Source organism: Specibacter sp. NPDC078709 (genome assembly GCF_040686795.1).
Taxonomy (GTDB): Bacteria; Actinomycetota; Actinomycetes; order Actinomycetales; family Micrococcaceae; genus Specibacter.
The window spans coordinates 415,685-434,416 of the sequence record NZ_JBFBLU010000002.1 but is presented as its reverse complement, the minus strand read 5'-3'; the positions used below and the strand labels follow the sequence as shown (position 1 = coordinate 434,416).

At 56.6% G+C, this 18,732-nt stretch carries 17 protein-coding genes; 2 read left to right on the top strand and 15 right to left on the bottom strand.

Annotated elements, in window-relative coordinates; genetic code table 11:
* Positions 1 to 27 precede the first annotated feature (27 nt).
* Genes wecC through AB0P14_RS06015 form a run of 6 tightly spaced genes read right to left on the bottom strand, consistent with a single transcriptional unit; the run spans position 28 to position 7,933 of the window.
* Entirely contained in the window at positions 28 to 1,281 is a 1,254-nt protein-coding gene (wecC, locus tag AB0P14_RS06040; RefSeq protein WP_363839375.1) for a UDP-N-acetyl-D-mannosamine dehydrogenase, read from the bottom strand.
* 7 nt (positions 1,282 to 1,288) lie between these two features.
* The gene (locus AB0P14_RS06035) at positions 1,289 to 3,196 is read right to left on the bottom strand and encodes a glycosyltransferase (RefSeq protein WP_363839049.1); all 1,908 of its coding nucleotides are present in this window, start codon (positions 3,194 to 3,196) and stop codon (positions 1,289 to 1,291) included.
* Entirely contained in the window at positions 3,193 to 4,083 is an 891-nt protein-coding gene (locus AB0P14_RS06030) for an ABC transporter ATP-binding protein (RefSeq protein ID WP_363839046.1), read from the bottom strand. The genes AB0P14_RS06035 and AB0P14_RS06030 overlap by 4 nt, the downstream gene beginning before the upstream one ends.
* Positions 4,073 to 4,921, bottom strand: a complete 849-nt coding sequence (locus AB0P14_RS06025) for an ABC transporter permease (RefSeq protein ID WP_363839040.1) — start codon at positions 4,919 to 4,921, stop codon at positions 4,073 to 4,075. Before AB0P14_RS06025 ends, AB0P14_RS06030 begins: the two co-directional genes overlap by 11 nt.
* A 46-nt stretch (positions 4,922 to 4,967) precedes the next feature.
* A complete protein-coding gene (locus AB0P14_RS06020) occupies positions 4,968 to 6,698 on the bottom strand; it encodes a glycosyltransferase family 4 protein (protein ID WP_363839037.1) in 1,731 nt (576 codons plus the stop codon).
* Positions 6,695 to 7,933, bottom strand: a complete 1,239-nt coding sequence (locus AB0P14_RS06015) for a glycosyltransferase family 4 protein (RefSeq protein WP_363839034.1) — start codon at positions 7,931 to 7,933, stop codon at positions 6,695 to 6,697. The genes AB0P14_RS06020 and AB0P14_RS06015 overlap by 4 nt, the downstream gene beginning before the upstream one ends.
* Positions 7,934 to 8,037: 104 nt before the next feature.
* Here AB0P14_RS06015 and AB0P14_RS06010 point away from each other — a divergent pair, with 104 nt between their 5' ends.
* Positions 8,038 to 8,532, top strand: a complete 495-nt coding sequence (locus AB0P14_RS06010) for a hypothetical protein (RefSeq protein WP_363839031.1) — start codon at positions 8,038 to 8,040, stop codon at positions 8,530 to 8,532.
* A gap of 393 nt (positions 8,533 to 8,925) precedes the next feature.
* Here AB0P14_RS06010 and AB0P14_RS06005 read toward each other — a convergent pair whose 3' ends face one another.
* Together AB0P14_RS06005 and AB0P14_RS06000 are read right to left on the bottom strand one after the other, a co-directional pair.
* Entirely contained in the window at positions 8,926 to 9,327 is a 402-nt protein-coding gene (locus tag AB0P14_RS06005; protein WP_363839029.1) for a hypothetical protein, read from the bottom strand.
* 138 nt (positions 9,328 to 9,465) lie between these two features.
* Positions 9,466 to 9,789, bottom strand: coding sequence for a hypothetical protein (locus tag AB0P14_RS06000; RefSeq protein WP_363839026.1), 324 nt, complete (start codon positions 9,787 to 9,789; stop codon positions 9,466 to 9,468).
* Between the two features lie 246 nt (positions 9,790 to 10,035).
* On the opposite strand from AB0P14_RS06000, the gene AB0P14_RS05995 reads away from it, so the two are divergent.
* Positions 10,036 to 10,527, top strand: a complete 492-nt coding sequence (locus AB0P14_RS05995) for a DUF3515 domain-containing protein (RefSeq protein WP_363839024.1) — start codon at positions 10,036 to 10,038, stop codon at positions 10,525 to 10,527.
* Between the two features lie 39 nt (positions 10,528 to 10,566).
* On the opposite strand, the gene AB0P14_RS05990 is transcribed toward AB0P14_RS05995, so the two are convergent.
* The 7 genes from AB0P14_RS05990 to AB0P14_RS05960 form a co-directional block, all read right to left on the bottom strand.
* Positions 10,567 to 11,601, bottom strand: a complete 1,035-nt coding sequence (locus AB0P14_RS05990) for an LCP family protein (protein ID WP_363839021.1) — start codon at positions 11,599 to 11,601, stop codon at positions 10,567 to 10,569.
* A gap of 72 nt (positions 11,602 to 11,673) precedes the next feature.
* Complete coding sequence (locus tag AB0P14_RS05985; protein ID WP_363839018.1) at positions 11,674 to 13,350, bottom strand: hypothetical protein; 1,677 nt, start codon at positions 13,348 to 13,350, stop codon at positions 11,674 to 11,676.
* A gap of 145 nt (positions 13,351 to 13,495) precedes the next feature.
* Positions 13,496 to 14,665 (bottom strand): class I SAM-dependent methyltransferase, encoded by a 1,170-nt coding sequence (locus AB0P14_RS05980; protein ID WP_363839014.1) that lies wholly within the window; start codon positions 14,663 to 14,665, stop codon positions 13,496 to 13,498.
* A gap of 144 nt (positions 14,666 to 14,809) precedes the next feature.
* Positions 14,810 to 15,358 (bottom strand): hypothetical protein, encoded by a 549-nt coding sequence (locus AB0P14_RS05975; protein WP_363839011.1) that lies wholly within the window; start codon positions 15,356 to 15,358, stop codon positions 14,810 to 14,812.
* A gap of 325 nt (positions 15,359 to 15,683) precedes the next feature.
* Positions 15,684 to 16,817 carry a D-alanine--D-alanine ligase family protein gene (locus AB0P14_RS05970; protein WP_363839008.1) on the bottom strand — a complete coding sequence of 378 codons (1,134 nt, stop codon included), beginning with the start codon at positions 16,815 to 16,817 and terminating at the stop codon, positions 15,684 to 15,686.
* A gap of 3 nt (positions 16,818 to 16,820) precedes the next feature.
* Positions 16,821 to 17,858 carry an NAD(P)H-dependent glycerol-3-phosphate dehydrogenase gene (locus tag AB0P14_RS05965; RefSeq protein WP_363839005.1) on the bottom strand — a complete coding sequence of 346 codons (1,038 nt, stop codon included), beginning with the start codon at positions 17,856 to 17,858 and terminating at the stop codon, positions 16,821 to 16,823.
* Positions 17,855 to 18,730 (bottom strand): lysophospholipid acyltransferase family protein, encoded by an 876-nt coding sequence (locus tag AB0P14_RS05960; protein WP_363839003.1) that lies wholly within the window; start codon positions 18,728 to 18,730, stop codon positions 17,855 to 17,857. The genes AB0P14_RS05965 and AB0P14_RS05960 overlap by 4 nt, the downstream gene beginning before the upstream one ends.
* Between the last annotated feature and the right edge of the window lie 2 nt (positions 18,731 to 18,732).

Here is an 18,732-nt window from a genome sequence, read left to right as displayed (position 1 = left end):
TGATTCCGCCTCAGGAGTATTCCGGATCTACTTGCGCCAGATGCCACGGGTGTCGACGAGAGGAACATTCTCGTAGGCAGCCGGGTCGACGTTCTTGAAGACATCGTGATCGACAAGCACAACAATTACATCAGCTTGATCCAGAGCTTCGTTCAGAGGAGACAACTGGACGTTTGTCAAGCCAAGAAGTGATTTGGGGAGCTCATCTACATGTGGTTCGACCACAAGGAGAGTTGCGGCATCCAACTTACGACTCAACTCCTGTGTAATTACCACAGCTGGGGACTCGCGGAGATCGTCAATGTTGGCTTTGAAGGCAAGACCGAGCACGGCAATTTTAGGATCGGTCAGTTCCCCGGTCAATCGGGCCACTTGTTCAACGACCCAACCTGGCTTTGCATCATTCGTCTCTCGAGCTTGTCGGATCAACTTTGATTCATCCGGGGCCGCGGCGACAATGAACCAGGGGTCAACAGCGATGCAATGTCCGCCAACGCCGGGACCCGGCTGAAGAATATTCACGCGAGGATGGTGGTTCGCTAACCGAATTAACTCCCACACGTCAATGCCTAACTTATCGGAGATGACGGACAGCTCATTGGCAAACGCAATATTTACATCACGATATGAGTTCTCAACCAGTTTCGCCATTTCCGCGGTAGCAGCATCTGTTGTTAACAGTTCACCCTGGCAAAAAATAGCATAGAGTTCCTTTGCACGTTCAGCCGCCTCGACAGTCAGCCCGCCAATAATTCGATCATTGGTTACCATCTCAATCATGATTCGACCGGGCAGTACTCGCTCGGGGCAGTGGGCCACATGCAGAACGGGCTTCCCTTTGCCGGCGACCAAACTCAAGTCGGGCCGTAGCTCAATCAAGTACTCGCCCAGCATCTTGGTGGTCCCTGGAGGGGATGTGGACTCCAAGATAACCAGCTCTCCGCCAACTAGTTGAGGCGCAATTCCCTCGGCGGCAGCACGAATGTATTTATCATCCATGGACTTGTCAGCCAAGAAGGGTGTCGGAACAGCCACGATATAGGCCTCCGCTTTCGGAGTCACCAGGGATGCCGACAATTTACCCTTACTGACTGCTCCAGCGACGAAACCGCTCAGGTCTGGCTCCACGAACGGAACCTCGCCCTGATTGACAGCGTCAACGTTTCTCGAGTTGACGTCAACACCAACAACGTGCACACCCTTACTGGCCAAAATGGCAGCCGTCGGAAGCCCAATGTAGCCCAGGCCAATAACAGCAACACTTGTGAATGAATTCTGCATTTTTCCCCTAAACGGAAACTTCGAATTGATATTGTCCAAAAAATCTTAAGTCACTGCCTGCGATCAGACTCATATCCGAAACCAACCAGGTATGATCAACACCGGACCTTTGCTGACAGTAATTAAATCTGTCAGATGAATAAATAGTTCCCGAACCATCAAGAACTGATTGGAGGAACTGTGAATCCTCACCACTTCCAACGTTAGCAAAAGGGTTTTGTGAGAATACTTCGTTGCTGGCCATAATCGTTGGTCCCATTACCGTGCGAGTCCATTTATGTTCTCGCTCCGGGAACCGGAGTATTGTGGCATTTTGTTCAGCCAAATGCATATAGTGAGCATGTTTACCAACGACACTTGCCCCAGAATATTCGAGGGCATGGAGCTGGTCACTAAGGTAATGCGGCGCATAGAAGTCGTCATCATCCATTTTGGTCAGAACATCTCCTTGAGCAGCCCTCACACAGTCGTTCAAACATTCCCCAAGTGTTTTCTCACGGCCAGCTGTCAGGATCGTGACGCTAGAGACACCGTACTTCTCTTTCATCAGAGCCAACTCACCATGCGCAAGAGTAAATCCGTGCGTCAGCAGGACGAGTTCAACTTCAACATCGACCTGACCAGCAATCGTACGGAAGACATGTTCCAATTGATGAGGCCTGATGGTTGAGACTAGCGCCGAAACCGTTGCTCGTTTGCGTTCCTGAATCAGATCCGGCACAACAGATCGAAGTACCTGTTCGCTGCGGTGACGGTAAGTGTGCGATTTCCAGATCTTTCGTTGGGCCCGGTGCAGGTGCCGCTCGCCCAGAGCGGGATTGCGATGAAGAGCCAATAGTAGATCGGCCGCTTCAGCCCGAGATCCGATGGAAAAGACCTCACTGGGACTGAAGAAATTATCGATTGCTGGGCTTGGCGTACTGACAATGTTGGCACCTGATGCCACAGTTTCAAATATCCTCCGAGAACACATTGTTGGCGAATCTACAACAGTGTTTACGTTCAGAAAAGTATTGTAGGCCTTATATGCGGTCAGCATCTGAGCGTAGTCAAGGGATCCGACAACCTTTGAAGAATATGGTTCAGGGAACTGATACTTGGTGTCACCTCCCAACTGACGTGAAAATATCTCAAGCCCGGTTGGCATTTTGTCCGAGACGTCTGAAGCTGCACCCAGTAGAATATCGAGTTGTTCACGACGTTCAGGGTATTTATCCGCAAAATACATGCCAGCAAATGCAACATCGCGACTCCGCCACCCATAGCGGGGGCGAATGGGATTGTGAATGGCTGGCTGGGCAGCAAACGGCAGGACGTCGATCCGATCATGGCCTAGATCTCGGCGATACTCTGTCACTCTGTTCGAATCGGTGGTGAACACTTGATCAAAGAGCTTGGCAGCTTCGATAAAGTCCTCATAGTGCACCGGGTCTTCCTTATTCCAGAAGACTGTTGGCACAGAATTCATTCTGCACCAGTCAATTATCTCTTTTAGAACGCTGTGGTCCGCATTCGAGCCAGCGATCTTACCCGCCCAAATCCTGGTGGGCCCGGACCAAGCCGACTCCACGAAAAGCAAGTCAATCTTGGTTTCCTCCATCTGTTTCTGCCACATTTTAGGAGTCAGGGACACGCAATTCCACTCGAATCCAAAAGCTGCCGCCGAAAAATCGTCCAGGATGACGGCAACATTTACACCGCTGACATTGTTACCTTTCCTACCTTCCGGGGCTGGTTTGAACTGGAGTGCGCGTTGCGAACGGCGGCCGCTCCACACTCCTTCCGCGCCACGTGCATTCTCCAGGTCTAAAATCCCCCGCTCGATCCGGTCTCGTTGGCGCCACACCTTCAGTTGGCGAAAACCTCCTGTACGAAAGTGCCATACAAGCTTTCTGAAGGACTCCAAATTATTCACTTGGAACCTCGATTTCTACGCTCAGAGTTCCGATCCAGTACTTCTGCAACCTCAAGATCATGAATCAATCGACGACGCAACTTCAAGGCGCCCACCCGGTCGCCTCCAGCAAGTCGTTGCGTGAACAAGCGATAGAACTTGACTGCTGCAGCAGGTTCCCCATCAAACAAAAGCTCTCCATCGTCCAACCAAATAACTCGGCTACACATTTCCATTACCGTCGATAGGCTATGACTGACCAGAAAGACTGTTCCGGCGTTATTCAATAATTCGTGCATCCGTTTTAGAGTCCGACCTTTGAACTGGGCGTCACCAGTGTTCAAAGCCTCATCAATAATAAGAATTTCCGGATCGATGCTCGCAGCGATGGCAAAACGCAGACGTGAAGCCATGCCCGACGAATAAGAATTCATGGGCATATGAATCGCATCCTCCAGACCCGACAGTTCAACTATAGATTCATATTTGCCGTCAATCTCAGCATGCGACATCCCCATTGCCAAGCATCCGAGAACAATGTTCTGATCGCCGGAGAGTGCCGGGAGTAAAGCAGCGTTAACTCCCAGCATTACAGGAGTGGCCGATGCGTAGACTACCCCGGATGTTGGTGGAATCTGGCCACAAACTATTTTCAGTAGAGTGCTCTTTCCTGACCCATTTCTACCTATGATGCCGACCGATTCACCGTGCTCTACGACGAGAGACAAGCCCTTTAGCGCAGAGACTTCGACTGATGTGGTTTGACGTTGCAGGTTTCGCAGTCGTGAAAATCTACTGTTCTTCGTTTCGGCCGGGTCATATTTTCTCGAAGTTGTCCTGTATGTCATGCTGACTTTGTCGATGACAACAGCCGGTGAATACTCCAAAAAATTCAGATCAGAACTCACGACCATAGCTTTCTTCAGCTTTCCAGAAGTAAACCGCACCCACAGCCAACATTGTGAAGGCCCATAAAGACAATATGATCCACGAGTTCCAAGAGGGTGTTTTGTCATAGATCAACGCTTCACGCGCCATAAATAGTACCTGATAAAGTGGATTATGTTCCATGATCTTCATAATAATGGGCATTTCTGAAAATCTTTCGATCGAAAAAAACATACACGACAGATACATCCAAGCGCGCATTCCGTAGGTCAGTACTTGATTGATATCATTGTATCTTGCCGACAATCTTGCAAGAATTAGACCAGCGCCTACATTGAAAATAAATTGTAGAACGATAATTGGAACTATCAGAAACCACTTAACTGATAGACGTTCGTCGGGTGGCAATACGATAACTAGTGCCATCAAAGTTAAGATTACCGGAATATTTAAAAGAAGCTCTCGTAGATTTGTCGATATTACCAGAGAAGCTCGAGGAAATTTAAATGCATGAATTACATTTTTATTTGAAAATATCGCTCGACTACTAGCGTTTATAGATCTCGTTGAAAATTGGAATAGAAATACTCCGATAATCAGGTACGATACAAAGTTTTCAATATTTCTACCGGATTTAAGTAGAACACCCATCACAAAAAAGAACATTAAACCATTCAGAATGGGGCTTATGATGAGCCACAAGCTCCCGAGCTTGTCCTTTTCATTGTTGGTCGTAACGCGCGCCTTCGCATCATAATAAATGAAATGACGATAGTCCCATAGCGAGACAAGGTAGTCCAAAAAAGAGGGGCGGGCGCCTACCCGTTTCAAGCGACGCAAATTGACCGACGTTTTCACAGCCGTCGGTTGCGGGCCCTCGGCCGTGTCTCTTCTCGCTGTCAAGCTATTTGCCCCTCAATTTTTCGTATCGGCTTGCGTAGGTTGCGGCATTGATTGCCCAAGTTCGCGTTTCCATCACTAATTTCCGGCCCTCGGAGCCGAGGTCGTTCATCGTTTTTTCTTCCAATAAAAGACTTGCCACGGCCTCCGCTAATTGGACGGGATCATCAGGTGGAGTGAGACGACCATTTTTACCTTCAAAAACAATTTCCCGGAGTGCAGGTAAATCACTGGCGATGACTGGCCTGGCACTTGCCAATGCTTCAACTGGTTTCAGGGGAGTGACTGCACGAGTTACGTCTAGGTCTTTGCGCGGGACAACAAAGATGTCGATAGCCTGGTGATAGAGGGCCGTCAACTCGCGGGGCACCCTGCCAGTAAAAATTACGCTCTTAGCAATGCCAAGCTTAGTGGCCTGATCCTGCAGTGCCGGAGCCGCTAGTCCACTGCCCACGAGCAGCAGTCGAAGCTTGGGAAATTCTGGAGCCAATATGGCAAACGCCGATATGAGATGGTCGAGGCCCTCGTAATCAACCAGAGAGCTGACAGTTCCAATGTAGCTCAGTGCCGGATCTAGGCCGAGTTTCTCCCGGGCAGCCATCGGCGTCCCTGGCTCGAGCAGGTAGTCCCCGCCGACAGCGTTAGGGCTAAGTACAACTTTTTCTGCGGCAATGCCCATGCCAACAATGCCCTCAAGCATGGCTGCGCCCAAGGTTACTATGGCGTCGGCCTCCTGCATGACCCGAGCTTCCGAGGCCTGGAACTTCGCATAACGTTCGCTTTCCTTGGCAACATCGCCACGGGTGGAAGCCCAGGTATCTGCCAGCTGGCCGCGCACCTCATAAACCCACGGAATATTCAGGGCTTTGGCCACGGCACCAACCACCAAGCCGTTGGTGAAGTGCGTGGTGGTGTGCAAGACGTCCGGGCGGAACTCAAGCGTCACCTTGAGTAGTTCCTCGGCTTCCTGCTGCAAGCGAGCATCAGGGGTTGGCGCAAGTTTGGACGGAATCATCCTGCGGTAACGTACTCCGTCAACCAGGTCTTCACCCTCTGCAAGGATCTTGCCAACCTGAACCGGGTATCCAAGGCGAGTCACGGCCAAAACCTCATGGCCGGCGTCCTGCTGTGCGAGCAAGATGGAATGGCTGCGCTGAGCATAACCACTACCCGTGTGTGGCAGAGAATTTGTCAGGAGGTGAAGTACACGCCCCTTGACCGGAACCATATAAGTTTTGGGCAACACCGGTGTCCAGCCACTAAAGGTGCGGCTCTCCCCTACCAGCCGATTCTGGTGCCGTTTCATTGAACCGCGCTGACCGGCAAGGGCAGCGATGGCACCTTCCATGTCACCGTGGTACCACTGGTTACGAGCGAGGGTTGCAGGAAAACGCTTCGACAGCTGTGCCAGAGGTAGGAACTGCTCCGCCCATCCCGGCTGACCAGCGGCCAGAGCAACGTCAGCCGCAAGCCTGGCCCGATTGGCCTGCGGGTCAGAGGCCAGCGCAGCCGAAAGCTTGGACTCAAGCCCTGTTGTATCCCCTGTCAGGTAGGTGGCTAAAAGCGCAGGGGTGGACGTGGAGCGAGGACATAGCCGTGTGACGAGCATGGCAGCGGGCGTGACCACAGCGGCCGGCAGTCGCCGGGAAATCTGCAAGGCCAAAACCACAGGATCATCCGCTAGGTGATTTGCTGCAGTTCTGGCGGCCAGATTTAGATTTTTGAGCAGGCTCATGCGTCAACACCAACCTTGCCAGTGACCGAATCGATGACCCGCATGTATTTGGCAGCCAAGACAGGATAATTTGCGTGCGCGCGGACCCAGTCACGACCCGAGGTGCCTGCGTCCAGACGGCTTCGATCTGCAGCCAACTCGCGCCAGAGCTCGGCAATCGCTTCAGGCTTCCATGAGACCACATCGCCAGCATCAGCGTCATTGACGATGCGGGCGGCTTCGCCACGCACAATGGCCGTGATGTGACGCCCGATAGCCAACACCTCATAAGTCTTGGAGGGCACGGTTGCCTCGAAGGACTTCCAGTCATCTCGCAAGGAGACAATGCAGCTATCCGCAGATTTGTAGCGATCAAGAACGTCTTTACCGTGGAGAGAATCATGAAATGTCACCGGGGCGTTGAGCTCAGCAGCGAGTTTGATCAAGGCAGGGCGGTGTGTTCCGTGGCCCACCATGTGCAAGTGCATGCCCGAACCTACCAACGCGCTTGCGCGGATCACCGCATCCAACCGCTGGCTCTGGCCATGGTTGCCCAGATACAAAACCTCGAGCGTTTCCTTGTCCAGGGCGGGTGCCTCGAAGCTGGGCACCGAGTCAACGTCAAGACCATTGCTGACCGTGACCACATTCTTCACCCCACGCGCCCGAAGCGTTTCGGCGAAACCCTGAGTCACGGCAATTACCACGTCGGCACGGAACTGGATGGCCTCAACCACACGTTCGATACTGCTTTTGACGTTGCCTTTGACGAGCCGGGCGTCTCTGGCCAGATCCGGCCAGGCATCGCGCATTTCAACGATAAGTGGAACACGCCTGACTCTGGCGACGACATATCCAGCCACAAGAATGGGCAGGCTTGGCGCCGTCACGATGACTGCATCCGGCCTGCGCCAGAAGATTCCAGCGGGAATGGACATTGCTGCTGAAAAAAGCTGGTCAATTAGGCGTGCGGGATGGAAATTTCCGCCGTGTGGCAGGTAGGGGATGCGCAGAATAACTTCGCCATGAGGGCCCTTTTGGCTGCGGAACATCGTGCCAGCAACCTCTCGAGGAAGGGTGCGCGTTCCCTGCGGAAAATGGGCCACGGGGACAACGGCGTCCACTTGCCAGCCTGCTGCACGGAACTCACGAATCAGCGACGACCAGCGGCGTTGAGGCGGGCTGTTCTCTGGCCAATACGAATGGGCCAGGAGCATGATCCGTGTGCGTTTGCCACTCTTTTCACTTTGGGACATGTGCGGACTATTTCACCGGGCCCGTTGTCGCTGATGCACTGCGCCGACCATTACGCCCCATGAAGTACATGTAGAGAACCCCTATGGCCGCCAGAATACCAATCATGGACAACTTCAGTAATAGTGAATTGGCAGGTCCAGATGGAGTTGACGAGGTCGACTGGACAGGCAGTGCCTCCGCTGTGCTGCTCGGACTTCCGACGGTGGGCCGAATGGTGGCCGACACGGTGGTGGGGGCCCCGGTTGTTGGTGCATCGGTCGTGGATGTCGCTTCCACCGGGACCTCTTCCACGATCTCCTGGACTGGTTCCTCAATGGTTGCAGGTTCCAGCACGGGGGCTTCCGGAGTCGGTCCTTCAACGGTCGCTGGACCAACGTGGGGCGTTCCTGAAGGCGGGGAGGTGGGAGATGTCGTGACAAGAGGCGATTCTTCAACAGGCGTTTCTGAAGGCCGCGTTTCTGAAGGTGTCGTGGTGGGAGGTGTCGTGACAACGGGCGATTCTACGACAGGCGTTTCTGGAGACGAGGTTGCGGGCAATGTCGTCGAAATGTCGATATCGGCTTCAGTGCTTTCATCAGCGGTCGCTACGGATGCCTGAGGAAGAACGAGGAAACCCAACAGCAAAATAGCTGCCATCAAGGCAATTCGGGCATAACTCCTGCACCCACTGACCACGCTGAGACCGCCCTTACTTCCCACTAGTGATGACCCGAGCGGCACATCTTCGATGTGGTGCACGACACATATTCACGGAACTGAAGGGCATTACAATTAGCCCATCTGATAGATCATCTCACGGACATAGTGAATTCACAGGGTTCACGGTGAAAACTGTTAGCTTTGTCATGTACTTTTCCGAGTCATAATTGGTGAAACTTCTTCACAGCGTAGAGTGGGCCCACCCGCCGTCGGACTTAAGACAGGCAGGGCCCCACTCAAAGCTCTGGTATCCTGCGAGACTGCGCGCCGGGCTAGACCGGCTCAACTGCCTTTAGTACGTGAAATTCATGATGGTGACTGTTCCTGCCGTGAACGAGAAGGTCTGAGATTGCACACCCGGCTTGAAGTTCATGGGTGCGGGGCGCTCGGAATCAGCCTTGGGAGCACCGGCAGCCCCATCGATGGCAACACCGTCGTGAGCGGAGTAACTACTGCCCTTCATTTGGGTCATGGTTCCCGTGGCAGGAATGTTGGGCAGCTTCAGCGTCACCTTGGTTTGTGCAGCCGTCTCCGGGTTGTTCTGATTGATCAGGACACCAGTGGTGCTGCCATCTGCCTGCTGGATGGCGTATGAATAAGCCACCCCACCGCCGGCGTTCTCCATCTTGAGGTATTCTCCCCCACCAATGGCGCCAACCATCGACAATCCGAAGTAGTTGGCTCGCGGCTGCATCCGACCGGTCGGCCTGAGGCACTCACCGTCGAAGCACACCACGGACATGGGCGGTCCGCCCTTGCAGGTGATGAGGGAGCTGTGGCAGTCCAACTGACTGACAACAACTTGAGCGGAACCGAGCGCATAGTCTGCGCTCTACATTGCCGAGGCATACGTTTTGGTGGTCTCATTGCCACACACGCACGCGGAGATTCCCGTTTCATCAACCCAAATGGGCAGCATTGCGGTATTTCCCTTTTTCACAAATGAGGAATGGTAGTTGATGGAGCGGTCATGCATATTGGGCGCCATGAGGTTGGCCATGGTGGGCTGGTCCGCGGCGAGACCTGGGCTGCAGCCAGTCAGCGGATAGTTGTGGAAGGTGAGAATCTTTGGCTGTTTGAGAGCCAGGTCCACCCAGGCCGAGGCCCGATCTGCCGCATAGGTGCCGGGGCCGGAAATGGTGAGGTTCGGGGCCACGAGGCGTTTGCCAAAAATCTGTACGGCGTGCTTGACCAGGTCCGCCGCACGCTCGGGGTTGTAGTCACCCAGGTTTACCGACAGGCTGATAGAGGCATCCGTCTTTTTCAGCAGACCATTGAACGTCCCCAGCGTGTTATCCGCGTAAACGCATCATGACAGCAACCAGCGTGGGCAGGAGCAAGGACTGCCCACCACAGCCATTGCCCGGAGAGCATTCCCAGCTTGAACGGATAGGCTGGTGACATGCCTCTGATTTCCCGCTCCTGGCGGACCGCTGCGCCTTTTGCCGCCGTCGCGCTTCTCGCCTTGAGCGCCTGCGCGCCGTCCGTGACCATCAACGAGGCCACGGATGCAAACAATCCGGCATGCGCCCCCATGATGGTGGCACTGCCCGATTCTCTGGCGGACGCCAAGCGCCGCAGTACTTCCAGCCAAGCGACTGCCGCATGGGGCGACCCTGCAGCTGTACTGCTGCGCTGTGGCGTTCAGGTCCCCGGTCCCACCACCGATAGGTGCGTGACTGTGAACGGAGTGGACTGGGTCATCAAGGAAGGTGAAACGTCCTGGACGTTCACCACCTATGGGCGTAACCCGGCCACCGAGCTGATTCTGGAGGAGAACAAGGTCCCCTCGGACACGGTCCTGACCCAAATCTCAGCAGCTGCGGCAAAGATTCCCTCGACCGGCGGCTGCATTGGAATTGACGACGTACCCACGTCCACCTCCGCCCAATAGCATCCGCCGGGAACCCGGCGTCAGGTTGGTTCGCTGGATTTAGCGCAGACCGTTGTTATCGATGTGCAGGACCAGCGTGTCCGAGGCAAGGGCATCAGCGATAGCCGAGATGGCGGCGTCGTCCTTGATGACAATTGACTGGCCATCAGCGCTGGTCCCCGTCCCCAAATTGGGAAGCGTGAAGGACAGGACATTGGAGCCGCGGACATCGCGGAGACTCACAGCCATGCTGGCCATCGCTGCTGCATCCAGACCTTCATCAACGGAAACAAAGGGTGAAACCTGGCTCACGAGATCGCTGATCTTGCCAGGGTTAGTCAACGTGGCGGGCGTCAGCGCCGTGTTCATGACCGATTTAAGGAACAGCTGCTGGTTCCGCACTCGCTGGTAATCGCCGTCGCTGAACGCGTAACGCTCACGGACAAACGCCAGCGCCTGATCACCGTTCAAAACCTGCGGGCCGGCATTAAACGTGTGCTGTTTGTTGCCGGTTGTGAATGCCATGGGGACATTTACCTTGACGCCCCCGAGTGAATCGGTGATGGCCTTAAAGCCCTCAAAATCAACAATGGCCACGTGGTCGAGCCGGCTCTTGAACAAACCCTCAAGGGTCTGCACCACCAGAGGGACTCCCCCGTAAGCCATGGCAGCGTTGATCTTGGCTTGACCGTGACCGGGAATGTCTACCCAGGTGTCGCGCATGATGGACATCATGACGATGTTCTTGCCGTCACCCGGGATGTGGACCCACATCATGGTGTCGGAGCGTTGATCGGACGCCTCACCTTCGCTGGCCATGTCCACAGAAGCGGCGCGGCTATCACTACCCAGAACCAGGATGTTCTGGGCTTTTGATGCCGGACCCTCTGTAGCTTTGACGGGCCGCGTGGACTCCTCGGGGAATGCCTGGGCGATCTTCTGAGTCTGGCTGTTGAAGCTGTTAGCCAAGTTAACGACAAAGACCCCACTGACAATGGCTGCCACCACGAACAGGCCTAGGATCACCAGCAGAGTATTGCGCCGGGTTTTCTTGGCCTTGCGGGGACGCAGATCCATCTCAGTTTCATCAATCATGGAGGCCATCCTTACACGTTTAGATGGGAACTCCCCGTGTGACGCTATGCGTCCCCGGGGAAGTCCGTTCCGTCAGTATTTGAAGTTCATGACCGTGACAGTGCCGGCGGTCAACGGGAAGGTCTGCAACTGCTGTCCTGGCTTGAAGTCCATGGGAGCTGGACGTTTGTCATTCGCTCCGGGGGCGGCATCCTGACCGTCGATCTTGCTGGTGTCCTCAGAATCGTAGCTGGTGCCCGTCATCTGGGTCATGGTGGCCGTGGCCGGAATGTTGGGCAGCTTCAGAGTGACTTTAGTTTGCGCCGCAGTCTCCGGGTTGTTCTGGTTGATCAGGACTACTGTGGTGCTGCCATCAGCCTGTTGGAGGGCGTAAGAATAGGCCAGCCCGCCGCCGTCGTTGGTCAATTTCAGGAACTCGCCGCCGCCAATGGTGCCAACCATGGACAAGCCAAAGTAGTTGGCACGGCCTTGCATTTCGCCGGTGGGCTTGAGGTACTCACCGTCAAAGCACACGGCGGACATGGGCGGGCCACCTTTGCAGGTGATGAGTGAACTGTGGAAGTCCAGCTGGCTGACGCCAACCTGAGCCGAGCCGAGGGCGTAATCGGCGCTCCACAACGCTGACGCGTGAGTCTTAGTGGTCTCGTTACCGCCAACGCAGGCCGAGATCCCTGTTTCATCAACCCAGATGGGCATGTTGGCAGCATTGCCCGTGGCCACAAAGGTCTTGTGGTAATTGATGGAGCGGTCATGCATGTCGGGGGCAAGAAGGTTAGCCATGGTGGGCTGGTCCGCGGCGAGGCCCGTGGTGCAACCCGTCAGGGGGTAGTTGTGGAAGGTGAGAATCTTGGTCTGCTTGATGTCTAGGTCAACCCAAGCTGAGGCCCAATCCGCAGCATAGGTGCCCGGGCCGGAGATGGGGACGTTCGGGGCCACCTTGTAGATGGCATCAGCGTAGACCTTTGCTTCTTTCCCGAAGTCAGCCGAAGTGTAGCCATTGGGACGGAGCGCATGCGCCAGCACCATATTGGGCGCAAAGCCATTGGGTTCATTACCAATGGTGATGGCCAGTAGGCGCTCGCCAAAGATTTGTGCACCATATTTGGCTAGATCTGCTGCACGGTCCGGATTGTAGTCGCCCAAGTTCACGGACAGGCTGATGTAGGCATCTGCTGCTTCCAGCAATCCATTGACCCGAGTGAAGTCATCGGGACCGACTACTCGAGCAGGGTTAGCTTTGGTTCCGGCATAGCTTGACGGAAGGGCCTCGCCAGTGGACGTCCAGAAGAAGCGACGATCAACCGCGTTGCCACCGAACCGCAGAACAGGTTTCCCTAGTCCCTTCAGTCTGGCGACCACGGTCTCGTTGTCCCCGCTCAACAAAGGGTCAGCCAAATCCGTGGCTTCGAGTGAAAGACCAACCTGAGTGGGACTGAGCTTGGTTCCCACTTTGTCTGCGCTGACGGTCACCGTTTGTGGTGCAACTGGCGTCAACGGCGAACCTGCCGGAGGACCAGCCTGCTCGTAAAAATTGGTGACAGGTGCGTAGGTTTTGGCGGGGGTGGGGGCGGCCGTGGGTGCTGCAGAGCTCTCCGCCGCAATGGGGTCACCTGCGAGCATCGGAGGAACAACAAATGCTGCAACAGCCAATACCGCTACTGTGGCACCTGCGGAGACAATCCACGCCGCCTTCTTACGAGGTTTCTTCTTTCGTGTGGGCAGCTGAATTTCTTCTGGCGTCTCAGCCATAGGTGTACTCCATAAATCGTGATGGCATACCGGTGGAATCCATCGTCCCCAGCGTAATGTCCACGCAAACGCGTGTCGGCACCCACCGGGCACCAAAGAAATATCTTAGCAGTGGGAGATTTTCTTAAAACCTCTCAGGCGCTCGCTAGCCCTTGACACCCAGTCGCCACAGGGAGGTGATTTCCTTTGATCTGGCGTCGAAGAAAGGGTCCGAGCGGTCCATGGAACGCGGGTGCCGAGCCGGCGTTTCCACCGTGCCTTTTACTTCAAGTCCGCCGGCATCGATCCAGCCCGTGAGTTCCTCGCGGGAGCGCAGGCCCAGGTGTTCGGCCAGGTCCGAGATGATCAGCCAGCCCTCTCCCCCGGGTTCCAGGTGCTTGGCCAACCCGCTCAGGAAGGCTTTGAGCATGCGGCTCTTGGGGTCATAGACGGCGTTGTCCAGCATGGTGTTGACTGTTCCGGGCAGCCACGGCGGATTGCAGACTACCAGCGGTGCCTTCCCTTCCGGGAACATATTGATCTGAACGGCTTCGACCGTGTCAGCCAGTCCCAGATTTTCCAGGTTCTCCTGTGCGCAGGCAATGGCAGCTGCTTCGCTATCCGTGGCCACGATGCGCTTGACGCCGCGTTTGGCCAGGATGGCTGCCAGCACGCCCGTTCCGGTGCCAATATCGAAGGCCAGCTCCATGGACGGCAGTTCCACGCTGTCCAGGAGTCCCAGATATTCGCTGCGAACCGGTGCGAACGTGCCGTAGTGCGGGTAGATCACGGCGTCGAGTTCTTGGATGAACAATCCATTGCGCCGCCATTCCAAGGCACCAACTGCACCCAGCACATCCTGCAACGGCGCCACAGACGGCTCATCAACAGGGCCGGCGGCGAGCAGCCAGGCCTCTTTCAGATCTGGGGCCCGGCGCAAAGGCACTACCGGTCCGGGAGCCAGCGGCACCAACACGCGTCCCAGCATCTTGGCTCGTTGGGTCCGACCCTGGCGGTAGCGGTAGAAGGACTGGGCGACGGATTCGCCGTCGAGCCTTGAAAAGACGGGCAGTCTGCGAGCCATGGCTGAGAGTAGCTGGCGGGCGTTGTGATAGTCACCTTGCCACAGCAAAGCCGTGCCTTGAGCGGCGAGACGGTAGGCGTCGTCGGCCGTCAGAGAATCATCCACCGCCACCACCTTCTTGGGCATGGCGGCGCCACTGGCACTAATCCACAGCGCCGACTGTTCGGCATCAGGGCGTTCGGCATCAGGCTGTTCAGTGTCACGGGGCATCCAGCGCAGGATGTTCGGCTGCGGCGCAGACTCGGTACTCATGGGGAAGGCTCCTAAAATATCGCCTGCGCCAAGCGTGGTGGTGATTTCTGCTGCAGGACAAGACCAGCGCCCAGTTTATCCCCTGAAAGGGGCAGCGTTCGGTGAGCCGGTCCGGCGTCGGGCTTCACGAGTGTTAGCTCCAGCTCAGCTGAGGCCTAGCGCAGCAATGAGCTGGTCCAGCGTTTCAGGCTGTGCAGCGATTTCGATAGTGCCTTCATCCGTTGCGAACGTCATCGCCTGAAGCCCGTAGTCAGGAATGTATTTGCGGTCTTTGCCGCCCACTTTTCGGCGCTCAGGAGAAAAGTTCTGAATGGCGATCGTCGTGTCCCGTCCAAACGGCTCCAGGGTGTCATAGAAGGCTGGCTGGAACTGGATGGAACTGGGGCTGGGGTTTGAGCAGGGCGTCGCGATCCCCTGGCTCCAGATGCTGCTCAGTGAACCGGGCCGCGAGTCAGGGTAGCGGAGGTAGACCATCATTTGGCCTTGGTCCTGGAGACTGAGTGTGGCTTTTCTTCTGCGCCGTATTTGGGTGAGCGCAATGAGCCAATAGAACAGGGTCCACACGAACGCGGTGAACAGGGCATACTTCAGGTCCCGTCCGGCTACGATCCAAATCCCGGTGCCAACCGCAAAGAAGAGCACGTATCCCATGGCTAGTGCCTGATAGGGATGGACTCGGATCCATTCCTTCATGGAGTGTCACTTCCTTAGGTGTTCACTTTGCCTACTGCCGGAGCAGAGCAGCACCCAGTGTAGCGGCGGGTTTATCCGGCGGGTTTAGCCGCTGATCATCCGCTGAAGGAGGCCAGCATTTTTTGGATGGCCGCAAATTCACTGCCTTTGGTGTATTCCTTGGCCGCGTCCATGGTGTCAAAGCCCTCGTTGTGCGCGAACCTGACATACCGCTGAGTCTGGTTTTGAGGGACCGATCTCACATGGAGAGAACGTTTGAGAAAAAGCCCCGTTTGCTGATGCAGCGTTGGGGAAAAAGGGCCGCTTGGTGATGCGGCGTTGGGGGTTAGCGGAGGCCTACTTTGCGATTTAGTGCCAGTTGCAACAACTCATCGATCAGCTCCGGGTAACTCAGACCCGAGGCCTGCCACATCTGCGGGTACATGGAACTGGGCGTAAAGCCGGGCATGGTGTTGATCTCGTTGATAATCAACTCGCCACCCTCGGTGTAGAAGAAGTCCACGCGGGAAAGCCCCTCAGCCCCCACGGAGTCGAACGCCACCGCTGCCAGCTCACGGACTCGCTCGATGTCAGCATCGGGCATGTCCGCCGGGCAACTGAGGTTCACGGCATTGCCCTGGACGTACTTGGCTTCAAAATCATAGAAGGCGTGATCGTCATTAGCCATGGCAATCTCGCCGGGCAGTGAGACGCGCGGGGTTTCACTCCCCCGGCCTTCAAGAACAGCAACTTCAATCTCGCGCCCCACAATGCCAGCCTCGATAACCAGCTTCAGATCGTGCTCGCGGGCCTCGGCAATGGCAGTATCCAGCTCGGCCAGCGAATCCACTTTGGAGATTCCCATGGAGGAGCCAGCACGGGCGGGCTTCACGAATACGGGGAAACCAAGCGCGGCAACGCGTTCGCGCACCTTCGCCGGATCAACACTCCATTCGCGGTCGGTCACGGCAATGTACGGTCCAACCGTCAGCCCTGCCGACTCGAAAACCACCTTCATGAAGTGCTTGTCCATACCCATGGCCGAGGCCAGCACGCCGGCGCCAACGTAGCGGGTATCGCTGAGTTCCAGCATTCCCTGCAGGGTGCCGTCTTCGCCCCACGGTCCGTGCAACAGCGGGAAAACCACGTCCACGGCGCCCAGTTCCTGCGGCAGCTGACCGGCTTCGGACAGTACCAGCTGGTGCCCGCCACCCAGGTGAGCCAGCGAAACAGTCTGCTCCCCCGGAGTAACCTCCGGCAGGGCACCCCCCGAAAGGGACCAACCGTCGATGCCTTCAGCAGCCAAAACCCACTGGCCGTTTTTCGCGATACCGATGGGAACTACGCTGTACTTGGTCCTGTCAATGGCACCCAGCACACCGGCGGCGGTCACACAGCTCACGGCATGCTCGCTGGAGCGCCCGCCGAAGAGAATGGCCACACGGATGGGCGCAGTTGTAGCGGGGGAATCGGTAGTCACGCGTTAGTCGCCTTCGGATTTCAATTGGCGGGCCAACAACAGCGGCCCCAGTTCATCGACAGTCAGTTTACCCTCAAGGACGCCCACTACCGCGTTGGTGATGGGCATATCCACCCCCATCTTGGCGGCAAGGTCAGAGACTGCACGCCCCGATTTGATGCCCTCGGCGGTCTGCGTCATGCGGTTATTGACCTCATCGAGGGTGAGTCCCTCGCCCAGCATGCGCCCGGCGGTGTGGTTGCGACTCAGCGAGGACGAACACGTGGCCACGAGGTCACCCAAGCCAGCGAGCCCGGCCATGGTTTCGGCCTTGCCGCCCAGTGCCAGGGCCAGCCGCGTGGTCTCGGCGAGTCCGCGCGTGATGACCGAGGCCTTGGTGTTATCGCCCACCTTTTGGCCCTCACACATGCCCACGCACAGGGCGATCACGTTCTTGACGATCCCGCCAATCTCCACGCCCACCACGTCATCGACCGTGTACGGCCGGAAGTACTTGGGCTTGCAAACCTTCGCGACCCACTTGGCCGTATTCTCATCCGCGCAGGCCACCACCGAGGCAGTGGGCTCCTGGCGGGCAATCTCCATGGCTAGGTTAGGCCCGGAGACCACCACCACGCGGTCCTTGCCGATCCCCAGTTCCTGCTCGATGACTTCGGACATGCGCTGGTCCGTGCCCAGTTCCAGCCCCTTCATCAAACTCACGACGACGGCATCCTCGGCTAGGTGCCCGGCCAGCCCACGCAGTTGCTCGCGCAAGGTCTGGGCGGGAACGGCCAGCACCACCAGCTCGGCATCCTTGAGGACCTCTTGGACGTCCATGGAGGCGGAGATATTCTTGGGCAGCTCCGTGGTGGAGAGGTAGCGCTGGTTGCGATGGAGGTCATTGATCTGATCAACCACTTCTTGGCGCCGGCCCCAGAGTACGATTCTGCGGTCCGTGCCTGCAGCAGCGTCGCCGAGGATCTTGGCAAAGGTGGTTCCCCAGCTGCCGGCACCCAAAACGGCGATCTTTGTTGGCGCCAAACCATCCACAATACTCACGTCAGGTCCCCTGTTTCTGTTGCGCCGGCGTCGGGCTCGGTGTCTGTGCTGGTTTCTGTGGTCTTGCCGTTGTTGGCGGATCCACGCTCCACGAAGCGGCCGTGGCTGGACTGCTGATGCGCGGCGGGATCCCAGCGTACGGCCGGGGCCTTTGTCCCGCGGAGTTCCTCCAGCATCTCGGTGATCGCCACCATGATGATTTCGGTCATGGCCTCGAGCGTGGCCTTATCGCCGGAGCGGCCATGGAATTCACTGAGGTCAATCGGGTCACCAACGACTACCTTGACGCGCTTACGCGGGAAGATTTTGAAGCCCTTGCCGTAGCGGGGAAAGACCTCCTGGGCGCCCCAATGAACCACGGGAATGACCTTGGCACTGGTACCCAGGGCGAGCCTGGCCGCACCGGTGCGACCCTTCATGGGCCACAACTCTGGATCGCGGGTGAGCGTTCCCTCGGGGTAGATCACTACCGCGCCACCGCCGTCGAGCACGGTCTGTGCGGCAACGAGGGACTTGCCAGCACCGGCACCACTGCGCTCCACGGGAATCTGCTGAGCGCCACGCAGGGCGGTGCCGACCACGGGGATGTTGAACAACCCATCCTTGGCGAGAAAGTGCGGCATGATGTTTTGGTTATACAGCAGATGACCCACCACAATCGGGTCAATTTCTGTGCAGTGGTTAGGCACCACGATGAAGCCCTCGTCCCGGGGCAGCTTCTCCAAGCCGTGCCATTGCTTGCCGATGAGCACATTCATGGCGGGCCGGGCAACCCCTGCCACGAGCGTAAAGAATATTCGCGTCTTGATGCTCATGCCCTTGGGTTTGAAGGGCCGTTTGTGAGGAGCCTTGCCAGTCTCATCAGCGCTCATGA

What these genes read in the sequence shown, in the direction of transcription:
- wecC (WP_363839375.1), bottom strand. Translation starts at nt 1,281, where the DNA reads ATGCAGAATTCATTCACAAGTGTTGCTGTTATTGGCCTGGGCTACATT.
- AB0P14_RS06020 (WP_363839037.1), bottom strand. Translation starts at nt 6,698, where the DNA reads ATGAGCCTGCTCAAAAATCTAAATCTGGCCGCCAGAACTGCAGCAAAT.
- AB0P14_RS06015 (WP_363839034.1), bottom strand. Translation starts at nt 7,933, where the DNA reads ATGTCCCAAAGTGAAAAGAGTGGCAAACGCACACGGATCATGCTCCTG.
- AB0P14_RS06010 (WP_363839031.1), top strand. Translation starts at nt 8,038, where the DNA reads ATGGACAACTTCAGTAATAGTGAATTGGCAGGTCCAGATGGAGTTGAC.
- AB0P14_RS06005 (WP_363839029.1), bottom strand. Translation starts at nt 9,327, where the DNA reads ATGCAGCCGCGAGCCAACTACTTCGGATTGTCGATGGTTGGCGCCATT.
- AB0P14_RS05995 (WP_363839024.1), top strand. Translation starts at nt 10,036, where the DNA reads ATGCCTCTGATTTCCCGCTCCTGGCGGACCGCTGCGCCTTTTGCCGCC.
- AB0P14_RS05990 (WP_363839021.1), bottom strand. Translation starts at nt 11,601, where the DNA reads ATGATTGATGAAACTGAGATGGATCTGCGTCCCCGCAAGGCCAAGAAA.
- AB0P14_RS05985 (WP_363839018.1), bottom strand. Translation starts at nt 13,350, where the DNA reads ATGGCTGAGACGCCAGAAGAAATTCAGCTGCCCACACGAAAGAAGAAA.
- AB0P14_RS05980 (WP_363839014.1), bottom strand. Translation starts at nt 14,665, where the DNA reads ATGAGTACCGAGTCTGCGCCGCAGCCGAACATCCTGCGCTGGATGCCC.
- AB0P14_RS05975 (WP_363839011.1), bottom strand. Translation starts at nt 15,358, where the DNA reads ATGAAGGAATGGATCCGAGTCCATCCCTATCAGGCACTAGCCATGGGA.
- AB0P14_RS05960 (WP_363839003.1), bottom strand. Translation starts at nt 18,730, where the DNA reads ATGAGCGCTGATGAGACTGGCAAGGCTCCTCACAAACGGCCCTTCAAA.